This is a genomic window from Nocardiopsis sp. NPDC055551, from assembly GCF_053619415.1.
The window spans coordinates 364,930-387,548 of the sequence record NZ_JBSHJJ010000001.1; the positions used below are offsets into that span (position 1 = coordinate 364,930).

14 protein-coding genes are annotated in these 22,619 nt (G+C 70.0%); 12 read left to right on the forward strand and 2 right to left on the reverse strand.

Annotated features, from left to right (window positions below; genetic code table 11):
• Window positions 1-205: 205 nt before the first annotated feature.
• From ACWGSK_RS01445 to ACWGSK_RS01500, 12 genes are read left to right on the forward strand one after another with little or no spacing between them, the layout of a single operon-like run.
• On the forward strand, window positions 206-709 hold the full coding sequence (locus ACWGSK_RS01445; protein WP_452454937.1) for a hypothetical protein: 504 nt from the start codon (window positions 206-208) through the stop codon (window positions 707-709).
• Window positions 703-1,575 carry a hypothetical protein gene (locus tag ACWGSK_RS01450; RefSeq protein WP_452454938.1) on the forward strand — a complete coding sequence of 291 codons (873 nt, stop codon included), beginning with the start codon at window positions 703-705 and terminating at the stop codon, window positions 1,573-1,575. Before ACWGSK_RS01445 ends, ACWGSK_RS01450 begins: the two co-directional genes overlap by 7 nt.
• A gap of 40 nt (window positions 1,576-1,615) precedes the next feature.
• On the forward strand, window positions 1,616-2,290 hold the full coding sequence (locus ACWGSK_RS01455) for an SAF domain-containing protein (RefSeq protein WP_452454939.1): 675 nt from the start codon (window positions 1,616-1,618) through the stop codon (window positions 2,288-2,290).
• Complete coding sequence (locus ACWGSK_RS01460; RefSeq protein WP_452454940.1) at window positions 2,290-3,036, forward strand: hypothetical protein; 747 nt, start codon at window positions 2,290-2,292, stop codon at window positions 3,034-3,036. Before ACWGSK_RS01455 ends, ACWGSK_RS01460 begins: the two co-directional genes overlap by 1 nt.
• Window positions 3,033-4,391, forward strand: coding sequence for a CpaF family protein (locus ACWGSK_RS01465; protein ID WP_304073174.1), 1,359 nt, complete (start codon window positions 3,033-3,035; stop codon window positions 4,389-4,391). The genes ACWGSK_RS01460 and ACWGSK_RS01465 overlap by 4 nt, the downstream gene beginning before the upstream one ends.
• Window positions 4,379-5,236: a type II secretion system F family protein gene (locus ACWGSK_RS01470; RefSeq protein WP_452454941.1), complete on the forward strand. Its 858-nt coding sequence runs from the start codon at window positions 4,379-4,381 to the stop codon at window positions 5,234-5,236. Before ACWGSK_RS01465 ends, ACWGSK_RS01470 begins: the two co-directional genes overlap by 13 nt.
• Window positions 5,233-6,126 (forward strand): type II secretion system F family protein, encoded by an 894-nt coding sequence (locus ACWGSK_RS01475; RefSeq protein WP_358508014.1) that lies wholly within the window; start codon window positions 5,233-5,235, stop codon window positions 6,124-6,126. Before ACWGSK_RS01470 ends, ACWGSK_RS01475 begins: the two co-directional genes overlap by 4 nt.
• A 22-nt stretch (window positions 6,127-6,148) precedes the next feature.
• Entirely contained in the window at window positions 6,149-6,325 is a 177-nt protein-coding gene (locus ACWGSK_RS01480) for a hypothetical protein (RefSeq protein WP_358508015.1), read from the forward strand.
• A 9-nt stretch (window positions 6,326-6,334) separates the two neighbouring features.
• A complete protein-coding gene (locus tag ACWGSK_RS01485; RefSeq protein WP_452454942.1) occupies window positions 6,335-6,694 on the forward strand; it encodes a TadE/TadG family type IV pilus assembly protein in 360 nt (119 codons plus the stop codon).
• A complete protein-coding gene (locus tag ACWGSK_RS01490; protein WP_452454943.1) occupies window positions 6,691-7,101 on the forward strand; it encodes a TadE family protein in 411 nt (136 codons plus the stop codon). The genes ACWGSK_RS01485 and ACWGSK_RS01490 overlap by 4 nt, the downstream gene beginning before the upstream one ends.
• A complete protein-coding gene (locus ACWGSK_RS01495; RefSeq protein ID WP_358508019.1) occupies window positions 7,098-7,508 on the forward strand; it encodes a TadE/TadG family type IV pilus assembly protein in 411 nt (136 codons plus the stop codon). The genes ACWGSK_RS01490 and ACWGSK_RS01495 overlap by 4 nt, the downstream gene beginning before the upstream one ends.
• A 16-nt stretch (window positions 7,509-7,524) precedes the next feature.
• Window positions 7,525-10,242 (forward strand): OmpA family protein, encoded by a 2,718-nt coding sequence (locus tag ACWGSK_RS01500; protein WP_452454944.1) that lies wholly within the window; start codon window positions 7,525-7,527, stop codon window positions 10,240-10,242.
• 83 nt (window positions 10,243-10,325) lie between these two features.
• Here ACWGSK_RS01500 and ACWGSK_RS01505 read toward each other — a convergent pair whose 3' ends face one another.
• Together ACWGSK_RS01505 and ACWGSK_RS01510 are read right to left on the reverse strand one after the other, a co-directional pair.
• Window positions 10,326-10,676: a hypothetical protein gene (locus ACWGSK_RS01505; protein WP_452454945.1), complete on the reverse strand. Its 351-nt coding sequence runs from the start codon at window positions 10,674-10,676 to the stop codon at window positions 10,326-10,328.
• Between the two features lie 132 nt (window positions 10,677-10,808).
• Window positions 10,809-22,541 carry a WXG100-like domain-containing protein gene (locus tag ACWGSK_RS01510; protein ID WP_452454946.1) on the reverse strand — a complete coding sequence of 3,911 codons (11,733 nt, stop codon included), beginning with the start codon at window positions 22,539-22,541 and terminating at the stop codon, window positions 10,809-10,811.
• Window positions 22,542-22,619: the final 78 nt, after the last annotated feature.

The following is a 22,619-nucleotide window of genomic DNA, read 5'->3' on the forward strand; positions in this document are numbered from 1 at the left end:
CCCCATGACATCCGTTTTGTTGCGTGTTTTTCACCTGCTGGAGGGTTGTTGGGTTTCGCGTGGGCCGTCTAGGCTCACGGCTGACACAAGCAACAAAACACACGGAAAACCACATTCTGTCTGTTTCGCCGCTTCCGCTCCTGTTCCACGGGCGGAGCTCGCCCCCGCCCCGGCACGCGGAGTACATGGAAGGGACCAGGCCGCAATGACTTCCGGCTTTCCCCGTGCGACGGTCTTCTCCGCCGTTCTCCTCCTCTGCCTCACCGGTTGCGCGAACGGCGCCCCGGAGACTGATGAAGCCCCCGACGCCGCACCCTCCGCCGCCGCCTCCTCCTCCGGAGACGAGGAGGTGGCCCTGGCCGCCTACACCGGGATGTGGGACGCCGTGGTGGCGGCCTCCCACGGGGACGAGGAGGCCTCGCGCGCCCTCGACGACCACGCCGTCGGAAGCGCGCGCGAACTCATGCGCACGGCACTGGCCGAGGCGGCCGCCGGCGGCGAGACCGAGGGGGAACCCGCCTTGGACCCCACCATCGAGGTCGAGGGTCCCGAACGCGCGGTGGTCGACGACTGCGTCGACGACTCCGCCTGGAGAACCGGCGGGACCGGGGGAACGGCGGGACCACGACGCGTGGACGCCACGCTCATTCATGACGGACTCGCCTGGCGCGTGTCCGAACTGCGCATCTGGGAGGCCGGATCATGTTGAGACCACTACCCCCCGCTGCGGCCACGGCCGCCGCTGTACTGACGTTCGCCATCCTGAACGCCGCGTCACCCGCCCACGCCGACGACGGTTCCTTCCTCGGCAGTGTCGAGTGCGGGAGCTCCGGCGGCAACGGCTGCCAGATCCGGTTCCGGTGGCTGCTGGAGCACGGCGGGGCCCCTGGCACACCCGGATCCGACGGGTCCGGCGGCGCCGACGCCGGCACCGGAGCGAGCGAATACGACCACGTCGATTGGGACGCCATCGACTGGGACGACATCGGTGTCGACTGGGAGAACGACATCGACTGGGACGCCATGGACTGGGACGCCATCTTCGCCCAGGCGGAGGAGGGCGAGGAGGGCACCGACCCCATGTCCACGCTGGAGGAGGCCATGGCCTCCTTCGAACTCCCCGAACCGACGATCGCCACCTCCCCGGGCACCGACTCCCTGATCCTGGTCAACGCCCCGCTGTGGCTGTGGGTCGAGCCCGAGGGATGGGACGCCGAATCCGTCTCCGCCGAACTCGGCTCCCAGTCTCTGACCGTGACGGCGGCCCCCGTGCGCACCGTCTGGACCATGGGCGACGGCACCACCGTGGAGTGTGAGGGCCCCGGCACGCCGTTCGACGCGTCGACACACGACGCCGACTCCGAGTCCCCGGACTGCGGGCACGTCTACACCTCCGCATCCGACACCTCCGACGCGACGGGTGAGGCCACCCGAACGGTCACCGTCCACGTGCTCTGGGACACCGAGTGGAGCCTCTCCGACGGTGACAGCGGCGCCCTGGACGGGCTCGTCAGCACCTCCGAGGTCGACCTCACCGTCCGTGAGTCCCACGGACTGGTCACGGACACCCAGTGACCACGGACACCTGGTAACACCGAGAAGAACTGAGACAGACGTGGTCGAGACGACGACGGCCCCGCCCCTCCGGGCGGGGCGCCCCGCACAACAACCCCCCACCGTACGGCTCTCCGGTGGAGGCCCCAAGCGTTGGCGCTGGCTGGTCCTGGCGCTGACCCTGACGACGGCGGGCGCGCTCAGCGGGGTCATCGCCCTGGAACGCCTCGACGACCGGACCGGGGTCGTGGTCGCCGACGGCGACCTGTCCGCCGGTCACGTCCTCACCATCTCCGACCTGCGCGTCTCCGAGATGACCATCTCCTCCGACATCTCCTTCGTGGACGCCGGACGGATGGAGGAGATCGTCGGACAGACCCTCACCCTGCCCGTGGTCGAAGGCGGTGTCGTCCCCGAGGCCGGGCTCGGAAGCGACGCGGAGTTCCCCGAGGCCGACCGGGCCCTGGTCGGCGCCACCCTCCAACCAGGACGCTTCCCCGCCTCCCTGGGCGCGGGCGCCAACGTCTCCGTGATCGTCGGCGGCGGCGAGGAGACCGAGGAGGGCGCCCCCCAGGCCTACCTCGCCCTGGTACGCACCCTCACCCCCGACCCCGGGGTCGAGGGAGCCGTCAACGCCGAGCTGTTGGTCTCCTCCACCGACGCCGCGCGCATCGCCGACGCGGCGGCGGCCGGTCGGATCAGCCTCGTCCAGGTCCACCCGCGCGGAGGGCAATGATGACCCGCACGGTCGCCCTCTTCTCCCTGGGCGGATCTCCGGGCGTGACCAGCGTGGGCATGGCCCTGGCCGGGGTCTGGCCGGGGGAGGAGCCCGGGGTCCTCATGGAGGCCGACCCCGCCGGTGGAGCGCTCTCCGTCTGGCGGCGCGTGCCCACCGAACCCGGACTCACCAGTCTCGCCGCCGCCCTACGCCGAGGCAGCGCCGACCTGGCGGAGCACACCCAGACCCTGCCCGGCGGCCTGCGGGTCTGCCCGGCGCCGGTGACCGGCGAACCGGCCGAGGGCGCGGTGCGTCTGCTGGGCCGCCAACCGTTGTCGTTCTCCACCATGGCCGCGCCGGTCGTCGTCCTGGACCTGGGGCGCCTGACCACCTCCTCCCCGGCCCACGCCCTCGCGGCGCGGGCCGACCACACCGTGCTCGTTGTCTCCGAAGGGCTCACCGAACTGCGTCGCGCCCGCGAGCACGTGCTCTCCCCGACCTTTCCCGTCCGCGACCTGCGCGTGGTCGTCTCGGGTGGCAGGGGCGGCGTGGGCGAGATCGCGGACGTCCTCGGCCCGGTCGTGTGGGGACGCGTTCCCGCCGATGACCGCTCCGCCCGGTTCCTACGGGGCGAGGGCGACCTCGCTCGGCCCCGGCGTCGCCCCCTGTTCAAGGCGGTCGGTGCCCTGGCGACGGAACTCGACGCCACCGAACCGGAGCGGACGCCGCCGTCCGTGCCGCGGGCACCGGAGGTGACGGTATGAGCCACCCCGACGACATCGGCGTGTCCGACCTCGACCGCTTCCTCGACCCGGAGGCCGGCCGGAACGAGGCCCGATGGGTCGCCTACGTGTCCGCCGAGACCGCCAGGCGCATCACCGACGAGACACGCGGCGAGGACCCCGACACCCCGGCCGAGCACCGCGCCCGAGCCGACCGGATCATCGCCAACATCCTCGACGAGGAGGCCCGCGCGGCCCTGGCCCGGGGCCGCGCACTGCTGGCCCCCGAGACCGAGTCGGCCATCGCCGCCGCCTCGCTCGCCCAGGTCACCGGGGTGGGACCCCTCCAACCCCTGCTCGACGACCCCGAGATCGAGAACATCAACATCAACGGTGTGGACGCCTGGGTGCGCCTCGCCGACGGCACCCGACGCCTGCACGCGAACCTGTTCGACGACGTCGAGGACGTCGTGGTCCTGGTCCGCCGACTGGCCGCCGAGTCCGCCAGCGGCGAACGTCGCTTCGACCCGGGCGCGCCCATCCTCGACCTCCAACTTCCGGGCGGCGAACGCCTCAACGCGGTCATGGCGGTCTCCCGCCAGCCGTCGGTGTCGATCCGCCGGCACCGGCACACACATTCGTCGCTGCGCCGACTGGAGAAACTCGGCACCCTCGACCCGGCACTGGTCTCCCTGTTCCGGGCCGCCGTCGCCGCGCGCCGCAACATGGTCGTCACCGGAGGCACCGGCGCGGGCAAGACGACACTGCTGCGCGCCCTCGCCTCGGAGATCGAGCCGACCGAACGCCTGGTCACCATCGAGGACGTCTTCGAACTGGGCCTGGACAAGGACCGCGAGGCCCACCCGGACTGCGTGGCGTTGCAGTCCCGTCCCGCCAACATCGAGGGCGTCGGCGAGATCACCATCGCCGACCTGGTCCGCACCGCGCTGCGCATGTCACCCGACCGCGTCATCGTCGGGGAGACCCGAGGCAGCGAGACCGTCCCCCTGCTCAACGCCATGAGCCAGGGCAACGACGGCAGCCTCACCACGCTGCACGCGGCCGGCTCCGCGGGCGCCTTCACCAAGCTGGGCGCCTACGCCGCCCAGTCCGCCGAACGTCTGCCATTGGAGGCCACCGCCTCCCTGGTGGCGTCGGCGGTGCACCTGGTCGTGCACGTGTCGGCCCTGCCCACCGGCGAGCGCAGGGTCACCAGCGTCCGCGAGGTCGTGGGCGCGGAGGGGCAGAACGTGGTCTCCAACGAGATCTACCGCTACTCCTCGCGCCAGGGCCGCCTGGACGCCGCCCCGCCCAGCCCCGACACCCTCGACGTGCTCGTGGACCACGGCTTCGACCCCCAGACCCTGCTCGCGCGGACGGCGGGGTGGGGCCGGTGAACACGCTCCTGCTCGCCACCGCCGGCGGCGTCGTCGGCCTCGGTGTGTTCCTGCTGTGCTTCTGGGCGGCTCCACTCCTGGCCGAGCGTGCCCGTGACCGCAGACCCCTTCGGCTCCCGCGCCCGGGCAAGGTCGTCTTCGCGGTCGCCGCCGGGGTGGGCGCCTGGTTCCTCACCGGCTGGCCCGTGGCCGGGGTGCTGGCCGCCGCCGGGCTCTGGTGGGCCCCGCGACTCTTCGGTGGCGACGCCGAACACAAGGAACAGGTCGAAGGGGTCGAGGCGGTCGCCGCCTGGACCGAGATGCTCCGCGACCTCATGGCCGGCTCCTCGGGCCTGCACCAGGCGATCGCGGCCACCGCGCCCATCGCCCCCGAACCACTGCGCGAGGCCGTCCACCGGCTCGCCGACGACATGCGCGGCGGCCGTGAACCCCAGGAGGCGCTGCACGTCTTCGCCGAGACCGTGGACAACCCCACCGGTGACCTGGTCGCCTCGGCCCTGTCCATGTCGGCCACCCGCCACGCCACCGACCTGGGCGTCCTGCTCGGAGCGCTGGCCGAGTCCGCCCGCGACCAGGCGGCGATGCTGGTCAAGGTGTCCGCGAGCCGGGCGCGGCTGCGCACCTCATCGCGCATCATCATGGGCGCCACGCTCGGGATGGGGGCGTTCCTGCTCCTGTTCAACCCCGAGTACCTCGCGCCGTTCGACGGGTTCCTCGGCCAGACGGTACTGGCGGGCATCGGTGCCCTGTGGGCCACCGCCGTGGTGTGGATGACGCGGATGTCCCGCTTCTCCCTCGGCCCGCGCGTCCTCGCCCCCGACCCGGCCAAGGAGGCCGCCCTGTGAACCCCGTGACCGCGGCGGCCCTGGCGGGCGCCGCACTGGGCCTGGCGCTGTGGGCGCTGGCGGCGGCCCGCTGGGCCCGGCCGAGCCTGGCCGAACGTCTGAGCGACCCCGAACCGACCCCCGTGGAAAGACCACGTCGACACGAGGACGGGTTCCTCTCCCGAATCGGTCGAGTGGGCGTCCCCCTGCTGCGGGCGGCGGGACTCCCCGGCCCCCGGGCCGTACGGAATCTGCGCGTGTGCGACCGGGCTGCGGGCGGCTACCTCGCGGAGAAGGTGTCCGGGGTCGTGGTGGGCCTGGTCTTCCCCCCGCTGGTCGGCATGCTCCTGGCCTCCTTCGGCGTACTGCCCCCGACCTTCGTCTCCCTGCTGTCGTGGGCCGGCTTCCTCGTGCTCATGTGGTTCGCCCCGGACCTGTCCCTCAACGACGAGGCGACCAAGCGCCGAGAGGAGATGCGCCGCACCCTGTCGGGCTTCGCCGACCTGGTGGTGGTCTCCCTCGCCGGGGGCGCCGGGGTCAGCGGAGCCCTCACCGACGCCTCCGCGCACGGCGGGGGATGGGCGATGACCGCCATTCGCGACGCACTACGGGAAGCGTCCCTCACCCGGACCCCGGCCTGGCGGATCCTGCGCGACCTCGGGGAACGGTACGACACCCCCGAGTTCGCCGAACTGTCGGCGAGCCTGCACCTGGCCGGCGCCGACGGCGCCCGGGTGCGCGGCTCCCTGGCGGCCAAGGCCAAGACCCTGCGCGTGCAGTTCCTCGCCGAGATGGAGGCCACCGCCCAGTCCGCGACCGAACGGATGAGCCTGCCCGTCGTCCTGCTGTTCACCGGGTTCCTGGTCCTGCTGGGATACCCGGCCATGAGCCTCATCCTCTTCCAAACCTGACCCGCTCACCTGGAGAAGCACCATGCAAGACCTGTACGTCCGCATCCTCGCCGCGCTGACCCCGCCCAAGGACGACGGTGGCTACTCGACCGAGACCGTCATCATCACCGCGGTGCTCGTCGGTATCGCCCTCGCCGCGGTCGCTGCCATCGGCAAGGTCGCCACCGAGCAGATCGCCCTCATCGGCGGCGGCGAGTAGGAGCCACCGTTGCGTCAGTACGAAGACGACCGAGGCAGCGCCGAGCTGGCGATCGCCGCCCCCGCGCTCCTGCTCCTGGTGATGCTGGTCGTCCAGGCCGCCCTGTGGACGCACGGCGAACACGTCGCGGCCGACCTCGCGCGGCGCACCGCCGAACAGGCGCGCACCGTGGAAGGGGCCGCGACGGCGGCCCCGGCCGCCGGAACGGTCCTACGGGACGTCGACGTCTCCGTCGATCGCGGCACAGAGGAGGTCAGAGTCACCGTGACCGGTACCGTCCCCAGCCTCGTACCGGGGGCGACCTGGTCTGTGGAACACGTGTCGGTCGCCCCTGTCGAACGCTTCGTCCCCGGAGGTACCACACCGTGAGGAACCGTGACCGGGGCTCCGCGTCGGTGGAACTCGCCATCGTCACACCCGCCCTGCTGCTCTTCGCGATGCTGATGATCTTCGCCGGGCGCACCGTCGACGCGGGCACCACCGTCGACGAGGTCGCCCACGCCGCCGCCCGAGCGGCCTCCCTGGAACGCACCCCCGGGGAGGCCTCGGCGGCGGCGACCACCATCGCATCCGCGACGCTTCGGGAACAGGGGTTGGCCTGCTCCGACCACGCGACCAACGTCGACCACGGTGGTCTCGCCGCCGGTGGGGCTGTCTCGGTGACCGTGACCTGCACGGTGAGCTTCTCCGACCTGCTCGGGGTCGCCTTCCCCGGCAGCCGCAGCATCGAGGGCGACGCCACCGTCGCTATCGACACCTTCCGGGGGACCCCATGAACACCGCCACGACGCGGGACGACCGCGGCCAGGTGAGCGCCTTCGTCGTGATCATGGCGCTCGCCTTCCTCCTGTGCCTCGGACTCGTCTACGAAGGCGGGGAACTGCTCCAGACCCGCCGCCAGACCGCGACGCTGGCCCAGGAGGCAGCCCGCGTGGGCGCCCAACAACTCGATTGGGAGACCTACCGAGAGGGCGCCGAGGAGGTACCGCTGGACGCCGCCGCGGCGGCCTCGGCGGCCCAGGCCTTCCTCGGCTCCGCCGGAGCCGACGGCACCGTCAACGTCAGCGGCGACACCGTGACCGTGACCTGCGCCTTGCCCTACTCGTTCAGTCTGCTCCCCGCCGGCTCGACCACCGTCGAGACCACGGCCACCGCACGCCCCCACACGCAGTCCACCCCTTGACCCTCGTGAGGCGGAGATGCATCCATTGAGCCGGCTCTGCGCGGTCGCGTTCGCGCTCGCCTTCCTGATCGGCCTTCCCTACGTACTGCTCTGGCACGTGACCTGGCCCGAGCCGCCCGCCTCCTGGGAGGTGGCCCTGGCGCACCTGCGCGGATGGCGGACCCCACCGGGTGTGCTCACCGCCGCGCTGATCACGGCCCTGTGGGCGCTGTGGGGACTGTTCGCGCTGGCGATCATGGCCGAGGCCGTGGCGCGGCTGCGCGGCGTCACCCTGCGCCTGCGCCCGCTCGGCCCACTCCAGGCGATCGCCGCCACGGCCGTCGCGGCCACCGCGGTCACCCCCGCCGTCGCGTTCGCCGACACCGTCGCCCCGGCGGAGCAGAGCGAGGACGAGGACGAGGCACCCGAGGCCGCCCAGGACGACGCCGAACAGGCGCCCGTCGAACGGACCCGCACCGTCAGCGGGTTCGAACTGGGGTCCGCGGAGCTGACCGAACGGATGCGCCAGGACCTGGCGCCCACCGTCGAGATGCTCGGAGACCACTGGGACCCGAACGTTCCCGTCCGGATCACCGGTCACACCGACCCCAGTGGCGACGCCGAACGCAACCAGGAACTGTCCGAGGAACGGGCCCGGGCGCTCGCCGAGCACCTGACGGAGTCCCTGGGCGAGAACGCCCCCGACACCGAGGTCACCGGAAAGGGGTCCGACCAGGAGATCGAGGGACCGGCGCAGACCCAACGTCGAGTCGAGATCGCCTACACCCTGGCACCGACCCCGCCCCCGGCCCCGGCACCCGAATCGCAGGGACAGGGCCAGGCCGCGCAGACAGCGGAGGAAGAGGGCGATCGGCCCGTCGTCACCATGGACAACACCTCCGCCGTCACCGATGAGGACGGACCCCGAGTCGTCGTCGTGGAGATCCCGGACGGCGGCATCGCCGCGACCGTGGCCTTCGCCGGTCTGGCCGGGGGCTACCTGCTGGGCAAGCGGGGCTCCTTCGTCCCGAGGATGGCGCTCAGCCTGCCCCGGCCGCGGCTGCGCGCCGGCCGCCCGCGTCGCCTGGCGCTTCCGGCCCCGCCCGAGCGCCCCGAGCCCACCGACGAGATCCACGAGCGCGTGACCCTGGAACTGGACCACGTCCCCGGCCTGGGCCTCATCGGCAAGGGCGCCGACGCAGCGGTCCGCCGCCTCATCGTCAACGCCCTGGACCCGACCGAACCCCTCGCCGTGCGCGTCCTGATCACCGAGCCCGAGGCGACCCGGTTGCTCGGCGAGGCCGGCCGGGACCTGCTGCGCGATCGGCCGTGCGAGCCGGTCACCATGGTGCCCACGATGGAGGACGCGTTGGCGTTCCTTGCCTCGGAGCTGCACGCCATGGACGCGCGGGAGCGGGCACCCCTCGCCCTGATCGCCTCCCCCGACCCCCGCCACGAGCACGCTCTGTCCGGATTGTTGCTGCACGGACAGCACCGTGGCGTCACCGCGGTCATCCTGGGCAGCTGGCCACTGGGCGGCAACTGCGTGGTCGACGCCGACGGGCTGATCTCACAGACCAGCCAGCCGCTCTCCACCCTGTTCCACTGTTCCTGGGCGGGATCGACCTCGGAGAAGGTCCGCGAGGCCGTCGTCACCTACCACGAGGCGGACCACGCGCTCTCGGAGCGGACGGAACGACCGTCCTCACGCCGTGACACCGAGACGTGGGAGGCGGAACGTGGCCGTCCGGTGCTCGTCGCCGAGGACTGGGCCGATGACGACGCGTTCACACCGGTCGGTGGCAACGCCGCTTGGGAGCGGCTCACCCGCGCCTGGGACGAGGACCCCGATTCGTTCGCCGCCGATGACGACGCCGACGCCGCTGAGGAAGCCGTCGAGTTCGATCGTGACGTCGAGGACGGGCAGCGGACCGCTCCCGATGACGGTGCCGCCATCGGTGCCGCCTTCGGTGCCCTCCAGGACGGGGAGGTCGGCGCCCACAGGGTGGCCACGGTCGACGACCACGACGACTCCTGGTGGGACGAGACCCCGGTGTCCGCGGCCGCCGAGACCGAGCAGACGGGGAAGGCCGAGCAGACAGGGAAGGCCGAGGAGCGGGACGCAGAGGAACACGGCGACCCGGACCAACCCGAGAACCCGCGGACCCTCGCACCGGAACGGGACACCGACGCCACCTCCGTGCCCGACACCGAGGGTGGGGATCAGACCGTCGTCCCCACCACGGAGGACCCCTTCGCCGCCCTGACCGGGGACGCTCCCGAACGCGAGGTCGCCAAGGTCGAGCCCCTCACCGAAGACCCGCCCGGTCCCACCGGCGAAGCCACCCGTGCGGACGCGGGAATCGCCGATCACGTGGCCGTTCCGACCAAGGACTCCACCCGTTGGGAGGAGGCGCCCACCCCGAAGGCCCGGGAGGACAAGGAGGTCCGCTTCGAGCGCGTACCCGGACGCAAGGCCGGACGGGTCCGTGTCGTCCGGGTGGATCGGCCGACGTCTCCGGAACCGGTGGAGCGTTCGGCCCGCGGACCCGTGCGTCCCCGCGCGACCCGGCAACCCCTTCAGGACACCGGTGGGGCCCGGCCGGCCTCGCAGCAGGCCCGCGTCACCGTCGCCGCACCGGCCCTGCCCGGACATGTGGCCGATGACCAGACCGCGCTCTCCGACCGCCCCCAACCGGCCAAACCGCGCAAGGCGGGCCGAGGGAGAACGTCGCGGCCTCGAACGGAGGACTGAGTACGGGCCACCGGATCCCGCCCGATGACGTGAGTGGTCCCCGCACCCGCGTGGGACCACTCACGTGACTCGTTCGTGCCGCGTCAGCGTCGGCCACCGCCGGAACCCGTGGAGACGTCCAGGTCGTTGCTCACGTCGATGGCGCCCTCCTCGGAGACCTGGTAGTTACGGGCCGAGCGCAGCACCTGGTCGGCGGTGCGGTCGAAGGCGATGACCAGCGTCTCACCGAGCTTGTCCAGCATCTCCACCTGGGGCAGCAGGTTCTTTTCGAGCGAGTCCGCGATCTCGTCGCCGGGCTCCCAGATCGTGCTCACGTCGCCACGGTCCGAGGCGAGGTAGGAGAACGCCTGCCGGATGATCTCCCCCGGTTCGCGCAGGGCCTCTCCGGCTCGGGCCATCTCCTCCGGGTGCACTGTCAGGTTGTCGTTCGCCATCATCGTCCCCTGCCGTGTGTGGGGCCGTCCCCGCGGGGGTCGGCACGTCCGTGCTTCCCCCACGTTCTAGCGGCGGGCGGTGAAGGGAACGTGTGGGCCCGTTGACGGCCGGATGTACACGAGGGACACTCGTCAGCCGTTCGGGGGGACGTTCAGGGCGCCGTGGAACTCGGCGTTCAGCTCCTCCTGCCGGGATGGCCGATCCTCGCCGGTCGTTTCGGGTTCCTCGGCGGTGGCGTCGGGGGCGGTCGTCGTGGCCGATTCGGGGGGCGCGCCGACCGGATCGTCAACGGGGGCGGACTCCGTCTCGGTCTCGGTGACGGTGGGGGCACCGACGGGGGCGTTTTGTGGAGGGATGACCCGGGCGTACAGTGCGTATCCCCGAAGGCCCCACCGTTCAACGGAGATGATCCGGTAGGTGGTGCCGCGGGCGAGGATGATCTCACGTTCGGTGGGATACAGACTGTGTTCGCCGACCCACATGCCTTCGGTGCCTTCGGGGAGGTCGAAGTAGATGACGTCGGTGGGCTGCCCACCGATCGCGCCAGGACGGTTCCCCAGGGAGACGGGCATGAAGCCGTGCTCGGTGTGGACACTGCCGATCAGGACGTTGGGGTCGTCGTTGGCGTCGGGGCGCAGGTGTTCGAAGCCGTAGACACCTCGTACCGCTTCCACGCCTTCGGGTAGCGGATGGCGGGTGACCTGATCCAAACGTTCGATGATGTCCAGGACGTCCTGGGCGTCTGGGAAGGTCGGGGTCTTTCGCCTGTCGAGGTTGGCCTCGGCGATGCGCCCGGCGCTGCCCGCCCGCCCGCGCAGTTGGTCCATGGCCATCTCGGGGTCGGGGGAGTCGAGGACGTCCCTGACGACCGATTCCTGTTCAGGGGTGAGTCGTCCGGATTCGAGATGGGCCCGCAGGGTCCGCAGGTCCGGCCATCGGCCCAGGCCGACCTCGTAGAGCTGCCATCCGGGGTGGGCACGGCTGGCCTGACGGTGGCGGTCCAATTCGGCCTGAACGGTCTCTTCGTTCAGTGGTCGCAGTCGGGAGAACTCGGCGATCCAACCATCGGCGGTGAAGTTCTGGATGTATCTCTGGGTGCGGGGTTTGTGCGTGTCGTAGGCGTTGGGGTTGAAGTCGCGGTCGTGGAGGTGGTTCTGATAGGCGGCCAGGTCCGCGTGGCCGGGGAAACGAAGGATCCCGTTGGAGTCTCGTTGCCCGAGATCATGGGTGGGAGCGGGCGGCGTCGCCGCCTCGTGCGTGGCCGGCTCTCGGGCTTGTTCACCGGATGCCTCTGGTGTGGGGGTGTTCCGGGCCGGGTCGGTTCCTCGGACGGGGGCGCCGTCGTCGACGTCGTCGTTGACGGATGTGGCCCTTGGGGCCGGTGCGCTGACGGGTGTTTCACGCGTCAGGGGGTCATCCCTCCCCGGGGCGGAGGTGGTCGGCGGGGCGCTGTTGTCGAGGTCGTCGTTGGGGGAGGGTTCCCTCGGTGCGGGTGCGGGTGCGGGTGCGGGTGCGGGTGCGGGTGCGGGTGTGCTGGTGGGTTCTGTGGTGGGGGTGTTTCGTGCCGGGTTGGTTTGTTGGGTGGGGGTTGGTGGTGTGGGTCGGGGGTCCGCGTCGTAGAGGTCGTCGTCCGGGGGAAGGGTGGGTTCGATGCGTGTGGTCTGTTGGTGGTTCGTAGTGGGGTCGTTGGGGATGCGGTGGTCGTTGTCGCGGGGGATCGCCGTGTTGGTGGGCGCGTTGTCGGTCGTGGTTCGCGTTTCGGTGTTCTCCACCGCCGGTCCGGATGCGAGTGTGGGTGTGTTGCGGGGTGTTTCCGTGTTGGTGGTGCCCGTCGGAGGGGTCGTCCTCGTCACCGGTGCGGGTTGAGACGCCCGCAGGGCGTGCAACGCGTCGACCAGGTTCTGCATCGCGGTGGTCCGTTGGTCCTCCGTCCGATGGACGGCGTCCAAAAGCTCTTCGTAACGAGCTTGGTACCCATCGTCGACGGCCCCGGCCTCATGGGCCCGGCCGACGTGTGAGAAGAGTTCCCCTCGCGCCTTGAAGTAGGCCGCGTCCGCATCGGTGAATCGCTTCTCCGCGGTCGCGTAACCCTCGATCTCCGGTGACTCGGTCCTCAGCCCCCAGTCCCGAGCCTGGTCGGCGTCGACCCAGCGCAGGATCGAGGCGTCTGCGTGCCCTCCTCGGGTGTTCGTTCCATTCTTGCTCTCCGCCCAAATCGCCCACACGGCCGGGACACGAACGAGGAACATGCGTTTGGTCCCCGGACCGTCGGCCACCGCCCCGTGTCGTTGGCTGCTGGAGTTTCCACCACGAGCACCCCTCAAACCGGCGGACTCGGACTCCAGGGTCTCGCGTATACGGTCCGACGGCCGTCCGCTCTCCGTCACCTGACCGCTGAGACCGGCGTTCTTCGCCGTCTGTTCCACCGTGCCCTGTGATTGCCGCCCACCCTCCTGGTCCGAGTCACGGGCCCGGCTCTCGTTGCTCACCCCTTCGATCCTGGCCGACCCGGTGTCGATCAGGGTCCGCACCTTGACCACGGATTCCTTGAACTCGGCCAGCACGGTGGGTTCGTGCGTCGCGTCGGGTGTCTTCGCCTGAAGGAGTAGTTCGTCCTTGCGGGCGGTGATCCCGTTCGCTCGCTCGATGTCCGTGATCTTGCCATCCAGGTACCGGGTGGCGGACGCGACGTTGCCGGCCTCGGTATCGGCGCGTTCGTTCGGTTTCGTCCATCCATCGAGCAGCGCGGCGTTGACCACGGCGGCGTCGAGAAGCAACTTCGCCTCGCCCTGGATCGCGACGGGGACCGCGTCGAGGCCGCCATCACCATCCTGGAATCCGGTCCCGTACCGGCCTCTGTGGGTCCTCGACCAGGCGTCGACCTCGAAGCGTTCCCTGATCGGTACGTACCGCGGCCCGGTCGAGCCGGCCTGCCCCGTGGTTCCCGCCTCCAGGTAGGGCAGAGGATAGATGCTCTCTTGCCGGGCGTTCTCGCTCTGAACCGTGTACTCCCGGTCACCGAAGGACAACGTCATGGTCACGTCGGTCGGTGTGGTGACCACCGCGTAGGGGGAGAACAGCACACGTTCCTGCGTCAGTTCGCGCGCGGTGCCCTGTGAGTCCGTCTGCTCGGTGCGCGACTGTTGCCGGAACCCGGGGGTGCCGCCCGCACTGATGGCTCCGGTGTCCCGCCCGGTCGCCGGGTCGTGCTCGTTCCCGATCGGTGCGAGCAGACCGAACGCCCCACCGGTGCCATGACCCCGGATCTTGATGTTGGTCTGGGTGTTACCGGACGTCTCGATGTTGCGGTCCACGTACTCGATCAGCCCGCCGAGATGGTCGACGTTCGACGGAGCGCGATGGACGTCGAAGTCGAGCGTCGCTGTGCGGGAATGGTTGCGGACCCGTGGCCCGATGCGTTTCACCCGCACCTCTAGCCCCGTTCGGTTCCCGTCGACGTGCCTGTTCAACGCCTTGATGACGTCCTCGCGGGAGTTGACGGTCAACTCCCACCCGTCCGCCCGCAGCTGCCGATTCAGGTCGGCGAGCATGGAATCGACCTGGAGGGGGCGTGAGTCCACCCCCTTGCCCAGCAGGTCCGGCTTGGTGGTGAGCGCGGTCGGTGGCGCGGTGGGAGGCGGCTGCGTACCGAACTGGAACGTTCCGTCGTCTCGCCAGGTGATGGCGTCATGGACGAGCCCCTGCGCGAACACCCAAAGCGCGGGCACCATCACCTTCTGGGCGTCCCGAACAGGCATGTACCAACCCGTGTGCTGATTCTCCCCCGGGGACCGTGGAAAGGTGACGATGAAGTCGAAGTCCTGCTTGTGCTCGGTCGTCTGGAGGATCACACCGCCCGTGATGAACTCGAAGGAGGCACCGGTGAACTTGACCTCCCGGCGATTCCGGTACGAGACCGAGGACGACTCACCCTCCGAGTGCCCGTGGGGGGTGTACCGCATCTCCAGCCCGGGTTGGAGCATCGGACGGTCGGCTCCACGCTGGGCCTGATCGGGTGTCTCGGCCGTTCCCTGGAAGTTGAAGACGCCCCGGGTCGTGATCGAGAGCGTCGTCATGTTCTCGTGGGAGTGCCCTGATCCGAAGGAGATCTCCCGAACCTGGTTGACCTCCAACGTGGCGAAATCGCGCAACGTGGCCGACGTGACCTGGGTGGGAACGTACCAGGTCACGGTGGTCGGCCGGGTGCGCTGCAAGGCGAGGCCGTCGTCGAGTTGGGTACGGAAGCGGTCACCCGTCCCACTCAGGATGTCGGGGGAGGCCGCCAGTGTCTGTGAGGAGACGTGGGTGGCGATGATGGCCGTGCTACCGTCCCGCGAGTCGACCGACCGCGAGAACGACCAGTCGTCGCGGGTCAGGGCTTCGTAGGTGAGGGACCCCACGGTGATGACGTTTCCGTCACGCTGGAAGAGGGCGGGGTTGAAGGCCTGGACCGTGCCGAACGTGTTCATCAGCGATTCTGACCGTGGGGTGCGCTGGATGGCCAGGGGTTCCGGTGCGTCATCGTCTCGCTGAGTGGTCGAGGCCGTGGAGTCGTCGTCCTCGCCGCGCCGGCCGTCCCCCTCCCGCCGCTCCGTGGTGGTGCCGGTGGTGTTCTCCGTGCCGGGCCTGGTCGTGGTCCTGGCGGTACCCTCCGTGGTGGGTGGGGCCGTGTTCTCACCGGTCGTTCGTTGTGGGTTCCGGCTCTCGGTGCGCGGCGTCGTCCCCGTGGGCTCGGCCTCCTCCGGCACCGTCTCCAATCCGTTCGGGGTGGAGCGGAAGACACGTGTGGACACCTGGTCGGTGTTCACGAAGCCCGCGGGTCCCTGCCTGAAGAGGTTGTACGCATTGGCCGGGGGGAGGGTTCGGGGCCTGGTCACATCCTCGGTCGGCTGGTTGTCGAGCGGGACACGAGCCCCCACCCGGGGCGCGTGCAACTCCAGCCGGGCCCTGGGAGCCGTGTTCCGCGCACCGAAGATCTCGCGCCCCATGCCCATGTCGGTCACCGCCTCTGCCCGGGAGGAACGTGGGACCAGACCGTCCTTGGGACCGATCCACGCCGTGAACTCAGCGTTCGCGAAGAGACGGCGACTACCGCTCTTGTCCTTGACGTTGGTCTCGGTGGCCGAGGAGATCCCGTGTTCGCTCCGCTTCGCGTCACGGAAATCAGAGGCCATCCGGAAGGTCGGACCACCCGATTGGGAAGGGTGACCGAAGCTGTCGAGCCCCTGGTTGACACTGCGCACATTGACGCCGACCCTCGCCTCATTGGTGAGCGAGGTGAACTTGCCCGCGTTGCGGTTCAGACTCGACGACGAACCGGTGGTGGTACCCGTGTGCGAGTTGTCGAGGGGCGCAGCCTCCGAATAGTTGTCGATCTTGACGCGGGGCCAGACGGAAATGTGGTCGGGGACGAACAGACGGCGTTCCCTGAACTCGTTGAGCCAGGGGAACTTCTTGGTCTCGACCAGCTTGACCTCCATCTGCCCCGACAACCAGGCGTCCGGGTCGGCCCGGAAGGACGCGGCGTTCACCTTGTCCAGAAAGATCTCGGTGTTCTTTTGGGCCTGGCTCTTGTTGCGCCGGTGACGCCAACCCGCGTGGGAGGTCCGGGGTTCCGGGGTTCCGGGAATGGCCAGGTGCGGCAGGACCAGGCCCGGGTACTCCCGGTCGATCTCGGTGAGGACCCGGTGCGCGTAGTCCCGGAAGAAGGGGCGTGCCGGGGCCCCACCGGGGACCCGGGTCTCGGCACCATCGGGATAGGTCACCTCCCGGACCAAGGCGTCGCCCAGGTGGGTCGGACCATTCCCAGACCCCAGACCACGGTCCAGGAACGGGTCCCCCGTCCGGTCGATCGCGTTCGTCTCCGGCCTGCCCTCGTCGAGCCGGCGGACGTCGTCCGCGGTGATGGCCTCGATCGTGTCGAGGTCGAACAGGGTGGGAGTGGTGTCCCCGTCCATCCAGACGGCGAGCACGCGCCGTGTCCGGTACACGGCCGTGTCCGTGCTGTGGAACAGGTGCGCGTCCCAGGCGTTGTCCGATCGGCCCCTGCCACGGGCCCACACCTTTTGGAAGCGCTCCTGGAAAGCAGGCACCTCCAACCGGATCATGTCACCGGGAAGGCGGGAGATGAGCCCCGCGGAGAACGCCGCCGAGAAGCCCTTGAAGCGGTTGGCGACCAGACCGGCGCCACGGGTGAGACGGTCGGTCAGCTTGAGGTTGAAGTTGTCGGGGACGTGGGGGACGCGCTCCATGGATTCGGGCAGCGACTGCATCGTGATCGTCCGAGACTCGCCCTTGGCGTCGGGCACGCTGATGGTGCGGGGCTCGCTCGTCATGGTGGGCAGCTGGGTCATGACGACGTCGTCGGAGAACACCGACAGCACGCCGAACCGGTTCAGTTCGCGGTGTTGTTCTCGCGACCCGGTCTTGCGCCGGGTCACCACGGCCGGGGTCTCCCTGTTCCCGTGGGTCCGGTGAAGCACCTTGCGGGTCTTCGGAGGCGTGTCGGCGGACTCGTACCCGAGCCGGTCGGCGATCCAGTCGTTCAACGAGGTGGGTGTGGTGTTCGGTTGAGGTGCGTTGTTCTGTGGGGGTCGGGGGGTTTGGGTTTCGGTGGTGGGTGTGGTGTTCGGTTGTGGTGTGTTGTTCTGTGAGGGGCGGGGCGATGGGGATCCGGCGGCGGGTCGACGGATGAGGGATTGGACCGCGATGGGGTGGGAGTTGGCCAGGTAGCCGCCGTTCCGGCGGTTCCGCGTGTTCGTTCCGGTGTTGTTCGCCGCGGTGCCGGTACCGGTGGTGTTGGTTCGCGTTCCGGTGTCGACCGTTCCGGTCCGGGGCCCGGTGCCGGGGTTCTCGGTTCCCGCGTTCGTGGTACCGGTGTTGTTCGTCGCGGTCCCGCCGGTGGTCGGAGCCGTGGGCCTCGGCCACGGGTCCGCGAACGAGATTCGCGGCGGCAGGTCGTACCGTTCTTGTGACCTCAACCCGCCCATCAGAATCAGCCGCACCCCCTGTGGAATGGGAGCCGGCTCCAGAACCCTCCGCCGAGGCGCCGTGGTCCCTGTAGGTGCCGCGGTTCCTGTGGTGCCCTCGGGCGCGGTGGGCGGGGTCGTCGCGGGAGCCGGGTTTCCTGAGACGGCCTGAACGGTCCCATCGTTTCCCTCGGCGGGTCGCCCGACCGGTCCAGGGTTCGGCAGGTTCACCAGTTCGATCCCGTCGACGCCCTCGGTGGCGGTCGTGGCCGATGGTGGGTTTCCCGAGGTCTCCCGCCCTGTCCCGCTGTCCGACCTTGGTGTGCTCGCCACCGGTTCCGGGCCATCCTCGACCAGCCATGTGACCGCCAGGTCGTTGGTGTAGGTCTGCCCCTCGCCGGTCATCTCAGAGCTCAACTGCTGGGTGCGGTTGGTGTCTCCGGATTGCTGTTGGATGGACGAGCCCCCGTAGCCCGTCAGCCTGCCGCCGACCGAGGCGGCCGGGATGACGTCCGGACCGAGGAGGTTGGCGTGGACGCCCACGCCCGGCTGTCGTCCTTTACCGGAGATCCCGGACTCGCCGCTGGAGGTCTGGGTCTGCACGTCGTGCAGACCTTTGAACTTGGCGGTCGGGGCACCTGTTCGGGGCCGCTGGTCCTGGTTCCACGCGTCGTCGGTGCCCAGACGCAGTGTGTAGGTTCTGCCATCGGAGGAGGTCTGGCGGACACCTCCGGGGGAGAAGAAGTCCCGAGGGTCGGTGGCGAGACGGTTTTCGAAGAAGAGACGAACGTCGTCGGGCAGCGTGGAGCCCGAGAACGTGGCGAGGACCGCTTCTGGGTCGACGCGGACGCCGTAGGCCTCGATCCACCGTGACTCGATCAGGTAGTTGAGTTGTAGGTTTCGCGCGCTCACCTCGGTACGGGAAGTGTCCCTCCGGGTGCCAGAGGGGCCCGCGACCGCCGGCGGAACACTGCCCGGACTTCTGCGGGGAGTCCTTACCGGATGAACAGGGGGCCTGGGCACTTCGCGCGTGATCGGGGATGGAGGTTGTTCCGTCTCGGCGTCGAGGTCCTCGACCGCGCGTTCTTTTCCTTTGGACTGTCCGGTCTTGGTTTCGGCCGCGTCGAACTCTTCGGTCCAGGATTCCTCGGCAGGGTCGTTCGGGGGGTCGGGTTCGGGTGTCCTGGTTTCGGGTTCCTTTCCCTTGGGTTCCTTGGTTTGGGTTCTTGGGGTTGGTGGTTGTTCCGTCCGGGGGGTTTTGGGTTCTGTGGCCGGGGGGGTCCTTGGCCGTGATTCCTCGGGTTCGGGTGTTCTGGTCTCGGGCTCCTTCCCCTTGGGACGTTCCACCCGGGATTCCTCGGCTTCGAGTCGAGGCGACTTGCTTCCGGGCTCCCTGGCCTCGGGTCCTTTGGGCGAAGAGTCCTCTGCCTTGGAGGCCTTGGACCCGGTCACCGGCGGGACGCTCGTACCGGGCGTCTCCTCGATCGCGGGATCCGTCGCAGGGAGCGGTTCCTGCACTGGGTCGTCCGAGTTCCGGAGCGGATCGCGGTCGCGGACCGGACTCGATGGACGTGCGGAACCCGTCTCGGATCCACTCTTTCGGTGAGGGGACGCGACCGGTGGGGGAGTACCCACGGCGTGGACGTCGGACGCGGACGATTCGGCGGGTTCATCCGAGCGAGGTGGGGCGCCATCGCCGACCGGTGCCTTCACATCATCGTCGTCCAGGCCCTCTCCCCGATGGGGCACCGGGGTGTCCTCGCCACCGACGACGTCCCCCTCGACGCCATCGGTCGGAGGTTCTTCCTTCCTCTTTCCCCTGGTCTCCGCAGTGGGATCGGGGGTGGCGGTCTCTTCTTGCCCGATGGGGTCGCCGTCCGGATCGACGGGGGAGGACTCCACGCCCCCCTCATCCTGCTCCTCCCGGATCGGGGTGAGCGGATCGCCGCCCTGCCGGGTGGGCGGTGCGCTCCGGTTCGCCACGTGCCCCTCTGGCCGTTCTCTCCCAAAGGACGGTGGCTCGGCCACGGGTGTGACAGGAGCCGGCGCCGGGGGAACGATCGTGCTCTCCGTTCGCGGCGTGGGCGTCTCGTGCGAGGTGTGCTCCGCCTCTCGTGACGTACCGACCGTCTCCGTGTCGACCGGACCGTCCACCACCTCGGGCGGGTCCGAAGGGGCGGACACGCCCTCGTCCGTCGGCGATTCGAAGCCATCCCTTTGTCCCGCTTCGTACACGCCTTCTCGGGAGGGGCCCGAGCCCGTACCCTCTTGCCGCCCTGACGAAGACGAAGACGCCGGCCCGGTCGCAGGGCCTGAACCGGACGGTTGCGGTACGGGAGCGGCCACCATCGGGGGTGGCACGGGAGCACCCTCGGTACCGCTCTCCTGTAGGTCGCCGTTCAGGGATCGGAAGAACTCCCCGGCGATGCCACCGGCCTCCGACCCGTGGGGTTCGGACCGACCGATCCCTTCGTTCGAAGTTGGAAATTCTCCTTCGGGGTCGGCTTCCGTGAACGTGTCTCGCCTCTCGCCGCCGCGTGATTCGCCTTCGGGCGAGGGTGAGGACGGAGCCTGGGGGGTGTGCTCCTCGAACCCCTCGGGCTCCCCGTGCTCAGGACCCGTGGGCGAAGTGATCGTCTCCGCCTCCGCCTCGGAACGTTCCAGGTCCCCACGAGGTGCCTGCCCGGAGTGCTCCTCGCCGGTCTCCTGCGCGGCGGGCGGTGGCTCCACCACGGTGGTCGGGGGTGCGGGCTCGGCCTCGTGGGTGGGTTCCCCACCCGTGGTGTCGCCTGTGGTGGTGTCGCCCGTGAAGGCATCCTCGTGGCCTGGTTCGGGCGCCGGGGCGGGTTGGGCGTCGGACCGTTCCCGACCGTCCCCGTCGGAGCCGCTCGTGTCGCCGGACCGTGCTGCGGAGTGCTCCCCGCCGCGTCCGACGGGATCGGAACCGGTCCCCGCACGAGGGGCCTCCGCCTCACGCCGGCCGGAGTTCTCGGCCGCCCCCGAACGTGTCTCGGAACCCTGCCCACCCTGGGACACCTCCCCGCCCCGCGAGGACTCCGCGTCACCCTGACGCGGTTCTTCCCCGCCCCGGGGGGCACCCTCCCCGCTTCCGGAGGATCCCCCTCCGCCCTCAGACGCCTCTTCCCCAGGCGGGGAGGGCGCCTCACCACCCCGAGACGATTCCTCCCCGCCCGCGCCGTCCTCCCCGCCAGGGTGGCCCGACAGGTCGATCGTCGTCGAGTCGTCGTCGCTCACGCCGTCACTCTCGAAGGACGAGAGACTCTCTCCACCGCCTCGCAGACGAGAGGGCCCGAAATCGGGCTCCAGGCCACGGTCCCCACCCCGCTCCGGGTCGGCCCCCGGCCCGGCACCACCGAACTCCGGTGCGGGCAGGTTGTTCAGGTCGCGCAGACCGTTGAGGGCGTCGATGCCCCTGAGACCGCCGCTCACGGCCAGGTCGTGGACCACCGAGCTGGAGGCCCCGGCGACCGCGGACATGCCCGACGCCTTCCACTCCTGCTCGGGCGAGAACCACAGGTTCGTGAGTCCCTCGCCCACGTAACCCTCGAACGCGCCGGAGGCGGCGCCGATGCCCAGGGACATGGCCCGGTCGCGCCAGCGGCTGCCGAAGTCGGCCACGGTACGGCCGAAGGCCTCCGGCACGTCCCGGGCCAGATGGTCCCGCGTGCTCTGGGGGAGCGGTGCGGAGCCCAACACCTCGTCCAGGGAGGACGTCATACGCGGCGTGTTCCACGTGCGCAGCATCGTCTCGGCGTAGTCGCGCCCCATGTTCCGGGCGGCGGTCTCGCCGATCGTCTCCCCGAAGTGCTTGGCGAACACGTCGCCGGACCTGTCCACGAACCGCCGGGCGTGGTCCATGCCCACGCTGGCGGTGTTGGGCCGCTGGGCCGCCCCGAGGAACTCGTTGGAGTTGCGCGCGAACAGGTTGACCAGGTCGCGGTTGAACTCCGGGGTGATGCTTCCGGGTGGCTGTGGGACGTGCCCCGGGGGCCCCTCGGGCCCGTCGCCGGGCTGGTCCCGAGGTGGCGGGGTCGGGGAGGCATCGGGGGTGTCCCGTGGCGTCGGGGTGGCGATCGAGTCGGGGTCCGGCCCCCGTACGGCCGGACCGGCCGGGGGATCGGGGACGATGTCACGGACGGGTGGTGGGGGCGTCGGCGGATCGGGAATGTTGTCGCCGAAGAGTTTGGCCAGCTGACCACTGAGGAACAGATCCGCGCCGAACGACAGACCCGCGCTGAGCAGACCTTCGACGAACGCGCCCGCGGCGGCCATTCGGGTGAGCTCCTTGTCCCACTCCTCCCGGTTGCCCTGGTCCATCTGGATCCGCTGGATGAGCAGGTCCATCGTCACGCCGAACATCTGCGCGATGAACAGGTGACTGAGCAGGTTCCACAGCAGTGAGTTGAGGATGCGCCGGATGACCACGTTCTTGATGAACTTGAACACCGGGATCATCTTCAGCGACGCGCCGAAGGTGAACTTGGCCGTCGCGATCGCCCAGGCGATCTCCAACGCCAACTGGATGAGCTGGCCGATGATCATCCACTTGGCGTACTCGACCTGGTTGGCCGCGTCCTTGGCGTACTGGCGGATCTCCCCGGCCAGCTTGGCGGACTCGCCGACGTAGTCGCGCTCTCCAGCGGTGAACTGGGCCAGGGAGTTCTCGAAGTACTCGGTGGTGCGGCTATCGAAGGTGCTCTGCACCTTGCGTCGCAGGACCACGATCAAATCGGGAAGTTCGGTGGCGAGGATGTACTCGACGGTCGCGTACGCGTCGGACATGTTCCGCAGACGGTCCTCGTCGACCTTGGGCCACTTGGTCCCGGTCAGCCCGTAGAAGAGATTGGCCAGATCGTCGGGGATCTCCATCCCCATGAGCGCCCTCGCGTCCTACCGCTCCGACTCGGTCAAAGGAACCGGGGGCGCACGGCCCACCGACGCGATGATCCTAGG